This is a genomic window from Leucobacter edaphi, from assembly GCF_016522535.1.
Taxonomy (GTDB): Bacteria; Actinomycetota; Actinomycetes; order Actinomycetales; family Microbacteriaceae; genus Leucobacter; species Leucobacter edaphi.
In genome coordinates this window covers 17,515-32,879 of record NZ_JAEHOI010000004.1, presented here as the reverse complement: position 1 = coordinate 32,879, position 15,365 = coordinate 17,515, and the positions used below count along the sequence as shown (strand labels likewise).

The 15,365-nt window shown below is 69.1% G+C and carries 16 protein-coding genes; 15 read left to right on the top strand and 1 reads right to left on the bottom strand.

The features are described from left to right. The first annotated feature begins 5 nt into the window (after nt 1-5). The 9 genes from JD292_RS04945 to mshC all read left to right on the top strand — a co-directional run bounded on the left by JD292_RS04945 (nt 6) and on the right by mshC (nt 8,336). Entirely contained in the window at nt 6-806 is an 801-nt protein-coding gene (locus JD292_RS04945) for a class I SAM-dependent methyltransferase (RefSeq protein ID WP_369411154.1), read from the top strand. Continuing rightward, nucleotides 803-1,999, top strand: coding sequence for an ABC transporter substrate-binding protein (locus tag JD292_RS04940; protein ID WP_200131633.1), 1,197 nt, complete (start codon nt 803-805; stop codon nt 1,997-1,999). Before JD292_RS04945 ends, JD292_RS04940 begins: the two co-directional genes overlap by 4 nt. Then, complete coding sequence (locus JD292_RS04935; protein ID WP_200131632.1) at nt 1,996-2,766, top strand: ABC transporter permease; 771 nt, start codon at nt 1,996-1,998, stop codon at nt 2,764-2,766. The genes JD292_RS04940 and JD292_RS04935 overlap by 4 nt, the downstream gene beginning before the upstream one ends. Then, entirely contained in the window at nt 2,763-3,401 is a 639-nt protein-coding gene (locus JD292_RS04930) for an ABC transporter ATP-binding protein (protein WP_200131631.1), read from the top strand. The genes JD292_RS04935 and JD292_RS04930 overlap by 4 nt, the downstream gene beginning before the upstream one ends. Then, nucleotides 3,398-4,096 carry a Crp/Fnr family transcriptional regulator gene (locus tag JD292_RS04925; protein WP_200131630.1) on the top strand — a complete coding sequence of 233 codons (699 nt, stop codon included), beginning with the start codon at nt 3,398-3,400 and terminating at the stop codon, nt 4,094-4,096. Before JD292_RS04930 ends, JD292_RS04925 begins: the two co-directional genes overlap by 4 nt. A 40-nt stretch (nt 4,097-4,136) precedes the next feature. Further along, nucleotides 4,137-4,535: a VOC family protein gene (locus JD292_RS04920; protein WP_200131629.1), complete on the top strand. Its 399-nt coding sequence runs from the start codon at nt 4,137-4,139 to the stop codon at nt 4,533-4,535. Nucleotides 4,536-4,645: 110 nt separating this feature from the next. Beyond that, nucleotides 4,646-5,959 carry a M20/M25/M40 family metallo-hydrolase gene (locus tag JD292_RS04915; protein ID WP_200131628.1) on the top strand — a complete coding sequence of 438 codons (1,314 nt, stop codon included), beginning with the start codon at nt 4,646-4,648 and terminating at the stop codon, nt 5,957-5,959. Nucleotides 5,960-6,216: 257 nt separating this feature from the next. Beyond that, complete coding sequence (locus JD292_RS04910) at nt 6,217-7,095, top strand: undecaprenyl-diphosphate phosphatase (RefSeq protein ID WP_200131627.1); 879 nt, start codon at nt 6,217-6,219, stop codon at nt 7,093-7,095. Beyond that, nucleotides 7,092-8,336 carry a cysteine--1-D-myo-inosityl 2-amino-2-deoxy-alpha-D-glucopyranoside ligase gene (gene mshC / locus JD292_RS04905; RefSeq protein WP_200131626.1) on the top strand — a complete coding sequence of 415 codons (1,245 nt, stop codon included), beginning with the start codon at nt 7,092-7,094 and terminating at the stop codon, nt 8,334-8,336. Before JD292_RS04910 ends, mshC begins: the two co-directional genes overlap by 4 nt. Here the strand turns inward: mshC and JD292_RS12120 are convergent. Next, on the bottom strand, nt 8,333-9,589 hold the full coding sequence (locus JD292_RS12120; RefSeq protein ID WP_369411153.1) for a PAC2 family protein: 1,257 nt from the start codon (nt 9,587-9,589) through the stop codon (nt 8,333-8,335). The two genes, mshC and JD292_RS12120, sit on opposite strands and share 4 nt — an antisense overlap. A gap of 88 nt (nt 9,590-9,677) precedes the next feature. Between JD292_RS12120 and JD292_RS04890 the strand changes: the two genes are divergently transcribed. The 6 genes from JD292_RS04890 (at nt 9,678) to tatC (ending at nt 15,362) form a co-directional block, all read left to right on the top strand. Next, nucleotides 9,678-10,394 (top strand): HAD family hydrolase, encoded by a 717-nt coding sequence (locus JD292_RS04890; protein ID WP_233613564.1) that lies wholly within the window; start codon nt 9,678-9,680, stop codon nt 10,392-10,394. Next, nucleotides 10,391-11,494, top strand: coding sequence for a tRNA (adenine-N1)-methyltransferase (locus JD292_RS04885; RefSeq protein ID WP_439649264.1), 1,104 nt, complete (start codon nt 10,391-10,393; stop codon nt 11,492-11,494). Before JD292_RS04890 ends, JD292_RS04885 begins: the two co-directional genes overlap by 4 nt. A gap of 63 nt (nt 11,495-11,557) precedes the next feature. Continuing rightward, nucleotides 11,558-12,496, top strand: a complete 939-nt coding sequence (locus tag JD292_RS04880) for a peptidylprolyl isomerase (RefSeq protein WP_200131625.1) — start codon at nt 11,558-11,560, stop codon at nt 12,494-12,496. Between the two features lie 8 nt (nt 12,497-12,504). Next, nucleotides 12,505-13,521 carry a helix-turn-helix transcriptional regulator gene (locus JD292_RS04875; RefSeq protein WP_200131624.1) on the top strand — a complete coding sequence of 339 codons (1,017 nt, stop codon included), beginning with the start codon at nt 12,505-12,507 and terminating at the stop codon, nt 13,519-13,521. Further along, nucleotides 13,514-14,470 carry a helix-turn-helix transcriptional regulator gene (locus tag JD292_RS04870; protein ID WP_200131623.1) on the top strand — a complete coding sequence of 319 codons (957 nt, stop codon included), beginning with the start codon at nt 13,514-13,516 and terminating at the stop codon, nt 14,468-14,470. Before JD292_RS04875 ends, JD292_RS04870 begins: the two co-directional genes overlap by 8 nt. 58 nt (nt 14,471-14,528) lie before the next feature. Continuing rightward, nucleotides 14,529-15,362, top strand: coding sequence for a twin-arginine translocase subunit TatC (gene tatC / locus JD292_RS04865; protein WP_200131622.1), 834 nt, complete (start codon nt 14,529-14,531; stop codon nt 15,360-15,362). Nucleotides 15,363-15,365 lie beyond the last annotated feature (3 nt).

The window sequence follows — 15,365 nt, the reverse complement described above, 5'->3', positions numbered from 1 at the left end:
CGCACGTGAACACCGCAGCACCGCTCCCGGAGCAAGAGCGCCCGATCGCGACCATGGCCGGGCACTGGCTCCTCGCACGCCTCGGCAAACGGGTGCTCCGACCTGGAGGCCGGGAACTCACTGAGCGAATGCTCGACGCCGCAATGATCACCGACTCCGACATCGTGGAACTCGCGCCCGGACTCGGTCGCACCGCCCAGGAGATTATTCGACGGGGCCCGCGAAGCTACCGGGGGATCGACACCGACCCCGCCGCCGTGGAACACACCAATCGGCGGCTGGGTGGCGCGGGAACCGTGACGCAGGCGGACGCCGCGAACACCGGGCTCCCCGACGCCAGCGCCGACATCGTCTTCGGCGAAGCGATGCTCACGATGCAATCCGACCGCGCGAAACTCGAGATGATGACCGAGGCGTTCCGCATCCTCAAGCCCGGCGGGCGATACGTGATCCACGAGCTCGGCCTCACCCCGGACGGGCTCGACGACGCGACCAAACAGGAAATCCAGCGGGCGCTCGCCAAATCGATCAAGGTGAACGCACGCCCCCTGACGAGCGAAGAATGGCGGGCGCTTCTCACCCGCGCCGGCTTCACCGTGCGAGAAGACACCCGCTTCGCCCCGATGCGACTCCTCCAGCCGCGTCGCATCATCGCGGACGAGGGGATCAGCGGGGCGCTGCGCTTCGCCAGGAACCTGATGAGCATGCCTGAGGAGCGCTCACGCGTCCTCGGAATGCGACGCACCTTCCACGAGCACCAGAAAGCCCTGACCGCGGTCGGCATCGTCGCAGAAAAGCCCCGATGACTTCCGCGGACCGGGCCGTCAACGGAGCCCAGTGGCACCGCCAGGGACGCACGACCATCGGGCGGCGCCGGTTCATCGGCCTCGCCGGTGCGCTCGCCGCAGCCGGCACCCTTGCCGCGTGCGCCGCGCCGGATAGTGGCCGAGACCAGGCAACCGGAACCGGGCAGGGAGACGAGCCCCCGCGGCAGCTCGAACGCGCCCTCATGGGCACGGCAGAACCGACGACCGTCCGCGTGGGCTTGATCCTCGGACCGCCGGCGATGGGACTCAACCGATTCCTCCTCGACGCACGCGCCAAGAAGACCCACCACTCCTTCGACTTCCAGGTCACCGGCGTCGACTACGCCGCGCTCGCTGCGCAGTTCAACCAGAACCAGTTCGACATCGTCACCCTGCCCTCCAACCTCGGCGCAGTCCTCCACGCCAACACCGACCTCGAGACCGAAGTGGAAGTCATCAATGTCGGGAACCTCGGAATCCTGTACGCCGTGACCACGGACTCCGCCGTCAACGAGCTCGCGGACCTCCGCGGGCGCACCGTGTACTCGATCGGGCAGGGCGGCACACCCGAGTACACGATCGCAACCATTCTCGAGGGCTACGGCCTGACCGGGAACGTCAACGTCGCCTACCGGTCGACGCCCTTCGAGGTCCTCAACCTCCTGCAGAGCGAGGCCAATGCCATCGCCATCATTCCCCAGCCGTTCGTCGAACTCGCCCACACGATGGTGAACCAACTACGCGTCCCGATCGACCTCACGAAGCTCTGGGACGAAATGCCCACCAACACCACCGGATCCCGAGCCGTGACCACGCACACCCTGGTCAACCGGAAGTTTCTCGAACAGCACGAATCCGCGGTCGTCGAATATCTGCAGCGGGCGGGAAACTCCGTCGACTACACGCTCGAACACGTCCCGGAGGCGGCAGCGGTGCAGGAGGAGCTCGGAACCTTCCTCAACAACGAGGTCGCCGAGCGGGCAATCCCGTTCTGCAGCATCGTCAACCTCACCGGAACCGTAATGCACGAGGCGCTCTCCGGGTTCCTCGCAGCGATTCACGCCCAGCAGCCCGCGGCCGTGGGCGGCGCCCTGCCCGCCCGGGACTTCTATTACATGCCGCCGATCGGCTCGCTCGAGACCGAACTCCAATCGCTCCCCACCGGGGCTCCGGCAACCGTGCGCAGGCGATGAGCAGCCGCGCTCGGCGGCTCCGCACTGCGGCGAGCGCGGTGCTCTGGCTCCTCATCTGGGAGCTCGCGGATCGCCTGATCCACAACGGACTGCTCCTCGCCGGACCGGTCCGGACGCTCCAGGCGCTCGCAACACAGGTGGTGCGGCCCGAGTTCTGGGGCATCGTCGGGTCATCGCTCGGGCGGATCGCCGCGGGGTTCTTCGCGGCCGTGATCGGGGGCGCAATCCTCGCAGCGATCGCGCACCGGCAGCTCTGGTTCCAGGACCTGATCGCCCCGCTCGTCGCCGTCGTGAAGTCAATCCCCGTGGTCTCCTTCATCGTCATGCTTCTCATCTGGTTCGGCGGGCAGGCGTTCACCTCCTGGCTCGCATTCCTCATCGTGATTCCCCTCGTGTACACGAGCATGCTGGCCGGCCTCGACGCCATCCCCCGCGGGCAACTCGAACGCGCGCGGGTGTTCCGGGTCCCGGCCCTTCGGCAGTTCTGGTATCTCGCCCGGCCCGCGTTCCTGCCCTTCCTCACGAGCGCGTGCAAGGTCGGCGTGGGGATGAGCTGGCGCGCTGGGATCATGGCCGAGGTCTTCGCGACGACGGCGGGATCGATCGGCAAGGAGATGTTCACCGCGAAAACTTTTCTGGATACGCCGACGCTCTTCGCCTGGACGGTCGTGGTCATGCTGCTGAGTGTGCTGTTCGAACGGCTGGTGCTGCTCGCGCTCGACGGTCTCGCGCGCCCCTACGGCTCCCTCCTCGGGAGTCGCGCGTGAGCCGCCCGACCGCGCTCAGCGTCCGCGGCGTCTCGAAGCGGTTCGGACTGAACGAGGTGTTGCGTGACGTCGACCTGGACCTGGAAGTCGGTGAGATCGGGTGCCTGCGCGCGATGTCCGGAGCCGGGAAGACGACGCTGCTGCGCATCATCGCCGGGCTCGAGCGACCCGATACGGGCACGATCAGCGGTGCGCGACCCGGCGACACCGCCATGCTCTTCCAGGAGGATCGGCTCTGCGAGGCGCTGACCGCGGTTGAGAACGTGGCCTTCGTGCACCCCGACAGGCGGATCTCGCGCAGCGCGATCCGCCGCGATCTGGCCGAGATTCTTCCCGATCACGGCCTTGATCGGCCGGTCCGGCAGCTGTCAGGGGGAATGCGTCGTCGGGTGTCGCTCGCGTGCGCGATGCACTATCCCGGCCACCTGTTGCTCCTGGACGAACCATTCACCGGGCTGGACCCCGGGACCAAAGAGGTCGTCGCGCGCTACCTGCGGGAGCGGTCGCGGGGGCGCACCGTCCTCGCCGCGAGTCATGGCGAACAGGACGCCGAACTGCTGGGCGCCCGCACGCTCCGGCTGTCGGCCGGCGACGGCTGGGAGCCGCGGGGCCCCGAGGAAGCGGAGAAGACGTGAGCGCCCGCGACTGGGGACGCGCCACCGCGAACTCCCCGGTATTCGCCGGCATCCCGAGGGAGGAGCACGAGCGCCTCCTGGCGTCGGTGCGGGCCATCGAACAGGCGTACGGTCACGGGCAGGCGATCGTGCGTGTCGGGGAGCGCCTGTCGTTCTTCCCGATCATCATCGCGGGCACCGTGCAGGCGACCCTGCCGAGGGGAGACAATCTCCAGATCATCGAGCGCTTCGGCGTGGGGGACTCGTTCGCGGAGGCGATCGTGATCAGCCAGAACGAATCGACCGTTGAAATCGACGCGGTCGTGAAGACGCGCCTGCTGCTCCTGCACCGGGAGCGGCTGCGCGCCTCCTCGGACCCCTACGCCGCACGCCTCCACGCCAATCTGGTCCAGGAGATGTCCAAGAAACTCATGCACCTCAGCGAGCGGCTCACGCTCCTCGTCGAACCGCGACTGCGACGGAGGATCCTCATGTCGCTCGCGACGCTCCCCGCCGCGGCGGACGGCCGGGTCGTGCTCCCGTTCTCGCGACGCGAATGGGCGGACTACGTCGGCGCGAACGCGAAAGCGCTACTCCGCGAGCTCCGCCGAATGCAGGACGACGGCGTGCTTGAGCTCGGCCGGACCACCGCCAGGATCCTGCATCCCGATGAGGGCAGAGAACAGGAGTCGCGCGAACGCGAGAGCGGACCTTAGGCTGGGGGTCTCACACGACGAGACCGACGGGAGACGCGACATGCGCATCGGCTGGGCGAGCATTTTTGTCGAGGACCAGGCACGGGCGAGGGAGTTCTACACAGAAAAACTCGGCTTCGTCGTGAAGGCGGACGTTCCGGTCGGCGAGGATCGCTGGCTGACGGTCGTGTCGCGCGAGGACCCCGAGGGCGTCGAACTCCTGCTCGAACCGAACGGGCACCCCGCGGTGCGCCCGTTCACGGAGGCCCTCGTCGCGTCCGGGATCCCCGCCACCCAGTTCGCCGTGACCGACCTCCAGGCCGAATTCGAGCGGTTGAGCGCACTCGGTGTGCGCTTCGTTTCGGAGCCGCAGCGGATGGGGCCGATCGCGGTCGCCGTCCTCGACGACACCTGCGGCAACCTGATCCAGCTCATCCAGCAGGACGCCGAGGGCGAATAGCAGATTGGGCGCGGGCCACGAGGCGTGCCGGACGCCGGAGGCGGCACCCCGCCGGCTCCACGCGACGCAATCTTCCGTCGCCGGTCTGCGGCACCGGATACCCTGGAGCCATGAGCAGCGACATTCCCGAGCACGAGCTGTCCGAGACCGTCCGCATTGCGCGCGACCTGATCAGAATCGACACGAGCAATCGTGGCGAGGGCGATGCGGAACCCGAGCGGCCCGCCGCGGACTACGTCGCCGCCTTCCTCACAGAGCTCGGCCTGGTCCCGCGGATCATCGAGTCGGCTCCCGGCCGCGCGAGCGTCGTCGCGCGGGTGACGGGGGAGAACCCCGAGCTGCCCGCTCTCGTCCTCCACGGGCACCTCGACGTCGTCCCGGCGGACCCCGCCAATTGGTCGGTGGACCCGTTCGCTGGCGTCATCAAGGACGGGATGCTGTGGGGACGCGGCGCGGTCGACATGAAGGACATGGACGCCATGATCCTGACCGCGATCGCGGAGATCCTCCGCGCCGGGGAGAAGCCCAAGCGCGATGTCATCCTCGCGTTCTTCGCCGACGAGGAGAACGGTGGCGTCTACGGCGCCCACTACCTCGTCGAGCACCATCCCGAGCTGTTCGCGGGAGCCGGTACGGCGATCAGCGAGGTCGGCGGGTACTCGATCGATGTCGAGGGCACGCGCGCCTACCTCGTGCAGACGGGGGAGAAGTCGCTCGACTGGATCCGGCTGCGGGCCCGCGGAACCGCCGCGCACGGCTCGCGGGTGTGGCACGATAACGCGATCACCCGGCTCGCGGAGGCGGTCGCCGCGCTCGGCCGCCACGAGTGGCCGCTCCGGCTGTGCGCAACCACCCAGCAGCTCATCGACGAGCTCGCTGGCATTCTCGGCGTGAGCACCCACGATGTCGGCCCCGAGGACATCGTCATGCGCCTCGGAAAGGGCGGTGGGTTCATCCACGCGAGCCTGCGCAACACGAGCAACCCGACGGTGCTCAGCGCGGGCTACAAGCACAACGTCATCCCGGACACCGCGGAGGCGCTCGTCGACGTGCGCGCGCTCCCCGACGAGCAGGGGAGCGTCCTCGATATCGTGCGCGGGATCGTCGGAGATGACATCGAGGTGGAGATCGTGCACTCCGATATCGGGCTCGAGGTCCCCTTCAGCGGCGAGCTCGTCGACGCGATGCAGGCCAGCCTGCGCCGCGAGGATCCCGAGGCGCACGTGCTGCCGTACCTGCTCTCGGGTGGCACCGACAATAAGTCGCTCTCCCTGCTCGGTATCGTCGGCTACGGATTCGCTCCGCTCCGCCTGCCAGCTGACCTGGATTTCCCCGGAATGTTCCACGGAGTCGACGAGCGCGTGCCGCTCGACGCCCTCGATTTCGGTCATCGCGTCCTCGTGGACCTGCTCCGCACGTACTAGGCGGCTGAGGCGGCGCTGCCAGGACTCGCGCCCCAGCGCGGGCGAGGAGCAGGACGCCGCATCGATTGCCGACGCGTGCGCGTGGGGAGCGGGTCGCGGCGACGCCTGAACCATCCGCGCGCCATGCCGTTCGCACCGGGAGACGCGCCGTTCAGCATGCCGTCGGCTATCCTTGACGGCGGCCCGCGCATGCCGAACCGGCAAAACATCCCGATCCGCTGCACGCGAGAGCGGGAACACGGCCAGGAAAGGAATCCATGGGAATCTTCGAGTCGATCTTCCTCGGCATCATCCAGGGACTCACCGAGTTTCTCCCGATCTCGTCGAGCGCGCACCTCCGCATCGCCAGCGAACTGCTCGGAATCGGCGATGCGGGCGCCGCATTCACGGCGATCACCCAGATCGGCACGGAGGCCGCCGTCATCGTCTTCTTCTGGCGAGACATCGTTCGGATCATCGGCCAGTGGTTCCGTTCCCTCACCGGAAAGGTCGACCGCAAGGATCCGGATGCCCTGATGGGCTGGTGGATCATCCTGGGCACGATCCCGATCGTGATCCTCGGCCTGCTCTTCCAGAAGCAGATCGAGACGACCCTGCGCTCGCTCTGGTACGTCGCGATCAGCCTCATCGTGTTCGGCATCCTCCTCGGCATCGCCGATCGCGTCGGCAAGAACGTGCGCCCGCTCGAGAGCCTCACCTGGAAGCACGGCCTCATCTACGGCTTCGCGCAGGCGATGGCGCTGATCCCCGGTGTCTCCCGCTCCGGCGGCACGATCACGGCCGGCCTCCTCATGGGATACAAGCGCGAGGCCGCAGCGCGCTACTCGTTCCTGCTCGCGATCCCCGCGGTGCTCGGATCCGGGTTCTTCCAGCTCTACAAGGCGCTGAAGGAGCCGACGCACTCGACACCCATGGGGCTGACCCTGCTCGCCACGGTCGTCGCATTCTTCGTCGCCCTGCTCGTCATCGGCCTGTTCATGCGCTACATCTCGCGGGGCAGCTTCATGCCGTTCGTGATCTACCGGGTGCTCCTCGGCGTGGTCGTGATCATCCTGCTCGCAACGGGTGTGCTCACGGCGGACGGCGGGGCCGTCGCCGCGGGCGGCACCGCAGCCGTCACCGGAGGTGGACTGTGAGGACCTGGACGCCTCCTCAAATCCCCGAACTACCCGGTGTTGGCGCGGCGCCGAAGCTGTTCAACACCGCGACGGAGCGGCTCGAGCATCCGGCGATCCTCGACGGGCGCGCGCGACTCTACGTCTGCGGCATCACCCCGTACGACGCGACGCACCTCGGTCACGCGTTCACCTACCTCGCGTTCGACCTCATGCAGCGCGCCTGGCGCGACGCCGGTATCGAGACCGTCTACGCGCAGAACATCACGGACGTCGACGACCCGCTCCTCGAGCGGGCCAACGCGACGGGAGTCGATTGGCGTGACCTCGCGGAGGACCAGATCGGCCTGTTCCGCTCCGATATGCACCGCATGGGAATGATCCCGCCGGAGCACTACATCGCGGTCACGGAGTGCATCGAACCCATTGCGATGGCGGTTCACGGCCTGGTCGAGAAGGGCTACGGCTATCGGGTCCCCACGGAGGACGCCGAGGGCGACGACATCTACTTCGACGTCAACGCGGCCTCGGCCGAGTCGCAGTGGCGCCTCGGAGACGTCGCGCCCTACGATCGCGCCCTCATGCGCGAGCTCAGCGCGGAACGCGGCGGCGACCCGGATCGCCCCGGCAAACGCGACCCGCTCGATCCGCTGCTCTGGCGCGCTGTCAGGGCGGGGGAGCCGAGCTGGGACAGCCGCGTGGGCCGCGGGCGTCCGGGCTGGCACATCGAGTGCTCGGTGATCGCGACGCGCGCGCTCGGCGGCGCATTCACCGTGCAGGGCGGCGGCACCGACCTCATCTTCCCGCACCACGAGTTCACGGCCGCGCACGCGACCGCGCTCTCCGGCACCCCGCTCGCGCACGCCTACTGCCACGCAGGCCTCGTCGCCTACCAGGGCCACAAGATGTCCAAGTCCCGCGGCAATCTGGTGTTCGTGTCGAAGCTTCTCGATTCCGGCGCTGACCCCTCGGCGATCCGCCTCGGCTTGCTCGCGCACCACTACCGCTCGGAGTGGGAGTGGAACGACGCGGACCTCGAGATGGCCACCCGGCGGCTCGAAGCCTGGCGGGCCGGACTGGAGCGCGTGTCCGAGGATCCGGTCCCGGCGCTCGGCGTGCTGCAGCAGCTGCGGTCCGCTCTCGCCAACGACCTCGACACGCCCGTGATGCTCGCGGCGCTCGATGTCGCGCTCGATCGCGGCGTCGACGATCCGGAGCTGGTGCGTGACGCCGCGCTCGCCCTGCTCGGGGTGAAGCTCTAGGCCGGTTCCGTGCCCGATCCGTCGGGCGCATCGCCGTCGTCCAGATCGGTGTCGCCCTCGTCGGGGCGTGCGGCGGGGTGCTCGCGGCGCGCACCCGACTCGAGGAACTTCTCGAACTCGAGGGCGAGCGCATCGCCCGTCGCCTCGGCCGCAAGCGCCTCGTCACGGGACTCCTCGAGGCGTCGGATATACCGCGTCATGTCGTCGTCCGCGGCCGCGATCCGGTTGATGTTCGACTCCCACTCGTTCGCCTGGGCGAACAGGTCGCCGCGCGGGATCACGATGTCGAGGAGCTCTTCGAGCTTGTCGAGCAGCGCGAGCGTCGCCTTCGGGGAGGGCGTGCTGTGCACGTAGTGGGGGACCTGCGCCCAGAGCGAGACCGGGGGCATTCCGGCCTCGGTGAGCGCGAGGTCGACCACCGTCGCGATACCCGCTGGGCCCTCGTAGTCGCTGCGCTGAGCGCCGGTGAGCGCGCGGAGGTCTGCGCTCTCCGAGGAGATCGTCGTGACGATGGGCCTGGAGTGCGGGGCGTCCGAGTACATGGCGCCCAGAATGATGACCGAGTCGATGGCCCACGTGTCGACGAGCTCGACGATCTCGTCGGCAAAGTTCTGCCAGTCCCGCGCCGGCTCCACGCCCGCGAGCAGAAACAGGTCGGTCACGGGCGTGCCGTCGATTCGCCTGATGAGCTCTGCATTCGGGTCATTGGTGGAGCGGTCGAGGGGCGGGTGGTCATCGAGGGTGTCGACGAGTTCGAGCTCAGAATTCACTCGGGAACTTTCCGAGGGCTCGCGGCGGTCTGACGGTTCGACCGCAGTGGGGAGGGGCGCGTCTGCGGCCGCTGCGCGCTCGTGTGCAGGGCCGGCGGCTTCGGCCGCGGGGTCCGCCGTGCCCGCGGGGTCCGCCGTGTCCGCCTCGGCCGCGGGGCCAGCCTGGGTCCCGGCCTCGGCCTCGGTCTCGGTCTCGGTCTCGGTCTCGGTCTCGGCGGCCTCCGCCGCCTCACCGGGCCTGCGAACCACCCCGTACAGGCGCGTGTCCGGCCACTCGATCGCACGGTTGCCGTCCTCGTCGAACAGCACCTTCGGCCGGTGCACCTGGAAGTCGACGTAGCCCTCCGAGCCGATCGCGTGCAGCACCTCGGCCCCGAGCAGCGTCCCGAGATGCTGCAGCACCTCCGTCGTCGCATCGCCCGCATCGCTCCAGCCCTGGAACGCCACGATGAGGACGCGGGGCTGGGAAGTCTGATCGGTCACGAAGCGGTGCTCCTCGGGTCGAGAACCCGGCGGATCTCGCGCGGGCGTACCCTCCAGGATACCCGTCGAGATCGCTAGAATGATCTGGATGAGCGCGAACCCCCCAAGCCCTGTTCTGCGACCGCACGAACCCGCAGCCGTTCTGTGGGATATGGACGGCACCCTGATCGATTCCGAGCCCCTGTGGCTGGCCGCCGAGGAGCGGATGCTCGCCCGCTACGGGATCGAGCTCACTCCAGAGCTCTCGGACCGTCTCGTGGGCTCCGGCCTGCGCGCCGCCGCAGCGCACTTCCAGGAGCTCGGCGTGGCGCTGTCGGTCGACGAGATCATCGCCGAGTGGCGCGACAGCGTGATCCTCGGGCTGCGCGACTCGGGTCCGGACTGGCGCCCGGGAGCCGTCGAACTCCTGGTGTCGCTGCGCGACGCGGGAATCCCGACCGCCCTCGTCACGATGGCCACGCGGGCGATCGCGGACGAGGTCGTCGGGCTGCTCCCTGAGGGCCTGTTCCAGGGGATCATCGGCGGCGACGAGGTCGCCCACGAGAAGCCCCATCCCGATCCGTATCAGCGCGGTGCGGCGCTGATCGGCGTCGATCCCGCTCGCTGCGTCGCGCTCGAGGACTCGCCGACGGGGCTCGCCTCTGCGCGCGCGGCCGGCGCGGTGGCGATCGGGATTCCCTGCCTCGTGGACCTCGGTGATTCCGCGGCGCACCTGATCCTCCCGACGCTCGCCGGCGTCGACGCCGATACGATTTCGGAGCGCTTCGCGCGCATCCGAGCAGACGAAGAGAAGGACGAACAGTGAGCGGCAACGGTGAACTGAACGAGGAACAGCCGCTCGCGGCACCCGCGATCCGGGGGCCGCTCGGCTACGGCGATCGCGTGAAGCTCACGGGGCCGAAGGGGCGCCTCAACACGATCACGCTCGTTCCGGGGGGAGAATTCCACAGCCACCGCGGCATCATTCCGCACGCGGACCTCGTCGGTCTCCCGGACGGCTCGGTCGTGCAGAACAGCAGCGGGGAGGAGTATCTCGCGCTGCGCCCGCTGCTCTCCGACTTCGTCATGTCGATGCCGCGCGGAGCGGCGATCGTCTACCCGAAGGACGCCGCTCAGATCCTCTCCCTCGCGGACATCTTCCCTGGGGCTCGCGTGGTCGAGGCCGGCGTCGGCTCGGGCGCGCTCTCGCTGCACCTGCTCCGCGGAGTCGGCGCGAGCGGCGAACTCTTCTCCTTCGAACGCCGTGAGGAATTCGCCGACGTCGCGCGCGGGAACGTCGCGGCGTTCGCGGGGAGCCTTCCGGAGAACTGGACCGTCACGGTCGGCGATCTTCAGGAGACCCTCCCGGCGGTCTGCGAGGCCGGCACGATCGACCGTGTCGTGCTCGACATGCTCGCACCGTGGGAGTGCGTCGACGTCGCAGCCGACGCGCTGATGCCGGGAGGCGTCCTCATCTGCTACGTCGCGACGGTCACTCAGCTGTCCCGCACGGCGGAGCAGATCCGTCGCAGCGGCCGGTTCACGCACCCCGAGTCCAACGAGACCATGGTGCGCGGGTGGCACGTCGAGGGCCTCGCCGTCCGACCCGATCACCGGATGGTCGCGCACACGGGCTTCCTGATCACGGCCCGCCGGCTGGCGGACGGCACGGTCATGCCCGAGCTCAAGCGCCGCGCGTCGAAGGGCGAGTTCACCGACGAGGATCTCGGAACGTGGCTGCCCGATCTCGCCCCCGAGGGGCCGGAGAGCGGTGAGGTGTGGACCCCCGAGGTCGTCGGCGAGCGCGGCAAGAGCGACAAGGTCCTGCGCAAGAAGGTGCGCGAGGCGCAGAAGTTCGCCCGCGAGCGCGGCGTGGATCCCGGATCGGGAGACGCCGCTGCCCCCGACACCGGCTCCGCCGACTGACCGGATCCCGAGCCGGCATTCGATAGGATGGCCGGGTCCCACAGACTCCCGCGAGAGGTGCACATGCTTCGTCGATTCGTCCCCGCAACCGCAGCGGCCACGCTGCTGATCGCCGGGCTGACCGGCTGCAGCGCGCAGCAGGCGGCTCAGGCCGATTGCACGCCCGCCTACTCGGCGGGGTCGCTCAGCGACGGAACGACCGTGCTCGGCGAGTTCGGTTCGAAGCCGGAGGTGTCGATTCCGAAGGACGTGAAGATCGACACGACGCAGCGCACCGTCGTCGGCAAGACCGGAACGGGAACCCAGAAGCGCGAGCGAATGGCCGTTGATCAGACGCTCGTCTCGGTGAACATGGTCTTCTTCGACGCGGCCACGAGCAAGAAGCTCTACGCGAGCCCCGCGTTCAACAATCCCGGCCAGGCGCCCGAGTTCCTGATGCTCTCGAAGGAGCAGGAGAACCCGCTCAGCAAGGCCGTTGAGTGCACGCGCCCCGGTGATCGCGTCGTTGCCGCGCTCTCCCCGCAGGACAGCGCCGGGATCATGCAGCAGCTCGGCGGGACCATGGGGTCGAGCCTCGTCGGGGTGATCGACATCGTCGAGGCCCGCCCGCTCGCCTCGCAGGGCCCGGTCAAGGGGCTGCCCAACGGATATCCCGCCGTCGTCACGAACGAGGACGGGCGTCCCGGCGTCGTGCTGCCCCCGACCGACAAGCCGGCCGGATCCAGCTCCGCGGTCCGCATCCAGGGCGACGGGGCAGAGGTCAAGGCCACCGACAACGTGATCGCCCAGGTGCTCACGGTGGGCTGGGACCACCAGATCACGAACAACACCTGGGATACGGGCATCGCCGGCCTCGGAAACGAGCAGCAGATCAGCCAGTCCGGCTTCACCTACCGCACCGAGCTCACCGGCAAGAAGGTCGGCTCGCAGGTGGTCGTTATCGACGACCCCCAGGGCGGCAAGCCCAGCGTCTCGGTGATCGACATCCTCGGCGTCAACTAGGGAGGGACATGGCGGGCCGCTCCTCCGTTCCGAGCGAGCAGCGCGTCTTCAGCCTCGTGCTCGCCCTCGTGGTGAGCCCCGAGGGGCTGACGAAGCGCGAGCTCCTCTCCTCGGTGTACGGCTACGCCGACCGGTACGTGCCGGGCGAACCGAGTGCGGCACTCGACCGGCAGTTCGAGCGCGACAAGGATCAGCTGCGCGCGCTCGGGATCCAGATCGACACGCTCGACTCGCCGCTCGAACCGGGGAACAATCAGCTCACCCGCTACCGGATCGCGAAGGATCGTCTCGAATTTCCGCCTGAACTGCAGTTCTCTGAGCGGGAGCTCGTGCTGCTCCGGCTCGCGGCGTTCGCGTGGCGCGAGGGGAGTCTCAGCGCGGAGTCCCGTCGCGCGGCGATGAAGCTGGAGGCCCTCGGCGCGGGGCTCGAACTGCAGCACCTCGGTGTCGCGCCGAGCCTCGGAACCGCGGAACCCGCGGCCGCTCCGCTGCAGCGCGCGATCGACGAGGGGCGGACGGTCCGCTTCGCCTATGCGCTGCCCGGCCGCGAGAGCGCCCTGCAGCGGCACGTTGCCCCGCTCCGGCTGCACCGGCTCGACGGCCGCTGGCACCTGATCTCCTGGGATCTCGAACGGTCCGCCGAGCGAACCTTCCTGCTCTCGCGCATTTCCGGGCCGGTGCGCGTGGGGAACGAGCGCTTCGACCCCGAGCTCAGGGAGCGCACGGAGCACGCGCTTGCCGAGCTCATCGCGCTGCGCACCGAGCGGCGCGCGCAGCTGCGGGTGCGGCGCGGCGGCCTCGCCGAGTCGAGGCTCGCGTCACGGGCTGACGCGGTGACCCCGGTCGCGGAGGATCCCGCGCGGGTCGACCTGGAGCTCGGGCTGCTCGACTGGCACATCCTGGCCGATGAACTCGTGGGCTACGGCGCCGAGGTCTCGGTGATCTCGCCGGCCGAACTGCGGGACCTGGTGGTTGCCGGGCTGCGAGCCGTACTCGCCGATCACGGGGGAGGACACCGTGCATAAGAGCGTGATCGCCCCGGATCGGGTGCTGCTGCTGCTGTCGCTCGTCGCCTACCTCCGTGACTCCGACGCTCCCGTCGCGGTGTCCGACCTCGCGGAACGGTTCTCCGTCACCCCGAAGCTGATCAGGGACCTCGTCCGGTTCCTCGGCACGGCCGGGGTCCCCGGCGAGACGATGAGCTACCAGGACGAGGACCTCTTCGACATCGACTGGGACCTCCTCGAGGGATCCGACGAGGTCTGGCTCACAAGGACCGTCGCCGTCGACGAGGCCCCCCGCTTCGCCCCCGCCGAGACGGCGGCGATCGTCGCTGGTCTGAACGCCCTGATCCCGGTCCTCGGTGAGGAGGATGCCTCGCTCGCGCGCGAGCTGTCCGCGCGGCTCGCGGCGGCGCTCGGCGGGGAGGAGGCCATGGCAGTCTCCATCACCGCGGATCGCCAGGACGAGCGCATCCCGGCGATTCTCGCGGCGATCGATCACCGGGTCGCGCTCGCCTTCGAGTACCGCGACGCGGCGGGCGTGCCGAGCTCCCGGCGCGTCGAGCCGCTCGCCCTGCAACAGGGGGAGGGCGCCTGGTATCTCCGGGCCTTCTGCCTCGATCGGCGGGCCGAGCGCACGTTCCGTGTCGAACAGATTTCCGCGCTGCGTGAGCTGTCCGACGCGGCGACCGCGCGCGCGGCCCTCCCGGACACCGCGCTCTCGGATCCGATCCCCGCGCTGGTCGCCGTGGTCGCCGAGCGCGCGCTGCCCCGCCTTGGGGCATTCGCGCCCGAGCTGCTCGGCGAAGCCGGGGAGGGGTGGATCCGTGTCAGGATCACGGCGTGGCACCGCGCGGCAGCGATCGCACTGATCCAGGCGGCACCCGGTCTCGTGGTCGTCGAGGAGCCCGAGTCCGCGCGGAGCGCCGTGCGTGACTGGGCCGAGCGCGGCCTCGCCGCGTACGGCGAGTGAGCGCGATGACGGGCATTTCCGCGGCCTGCGCGTCAGCGCGCTGGGATAAGCTGAACCAATGGCAATGAAGGGGCGTCGCAAGCGCAATCCCGATGGGCGGATGAGCCTCGGGGAGCACCTCGTCGAGTTCCGCAAGCGCCTGCTCATCTCGGTCGCCGCGATCCTGGTGGCCGTCGTGGCCGGCTGGTATCTCTCCACCTGGGTGTGGGACATGCTGCGCCGCCCGATCATGGATCTCAAGCTCGAGGGCCGCGACGCGATCATCACCTACGGCGATATCTCCGGCGGTTTCGACACGAAGGTGCAGATCTCGCTGTTCATCGCGGTGCTGATCGCCTCGCCGGTGTGGCTCTACCAGGTGTGGGCCTTCCTCGCGCCGGGGCTCACGAAGCGGGAGAAGCTGTTCGGCGTCGCGTTTATCGGTGCTTCGGTGCCGCTGTTCCTGGGCGGCGCCTTCGCCGGCTGGCTCGTGCTGCCGAACATCGTGCGCCTGCTCTCCACCTTCCAGCCCTCCGAGGACGCGTTCTATCTGCAGGCGCGGACCTATCTCGACTTCGCGATCAAGCTCCTTCTTGCGGTCGGCGTCGGCTTCGTGATGCCGGTGCTGCTCGTGATGCTGAACTTCATCGGGGTGCTCCGTGGCGCTTCGATTCTGAAGAGCTGGCGGATCGCCCTGCTCGTGATCGTCCTGTTCGCGGCGATCGCAACGCCGGCGGCCGACCTGACGAGCATGTTCCTGCTGGCGGCCCCCATGGTGGTGCTGTACTTCGCCGCGGCGGGGGTCGCGCTCCTGCACGATCGGCGGGTCGACAAGCGGCGCGCAGCCGAGCTCGACGAGTACGACCTCGATGACAGCTCCGACCCGGCGTCCCCGACCAAGGCGAAAGGCTAGTAC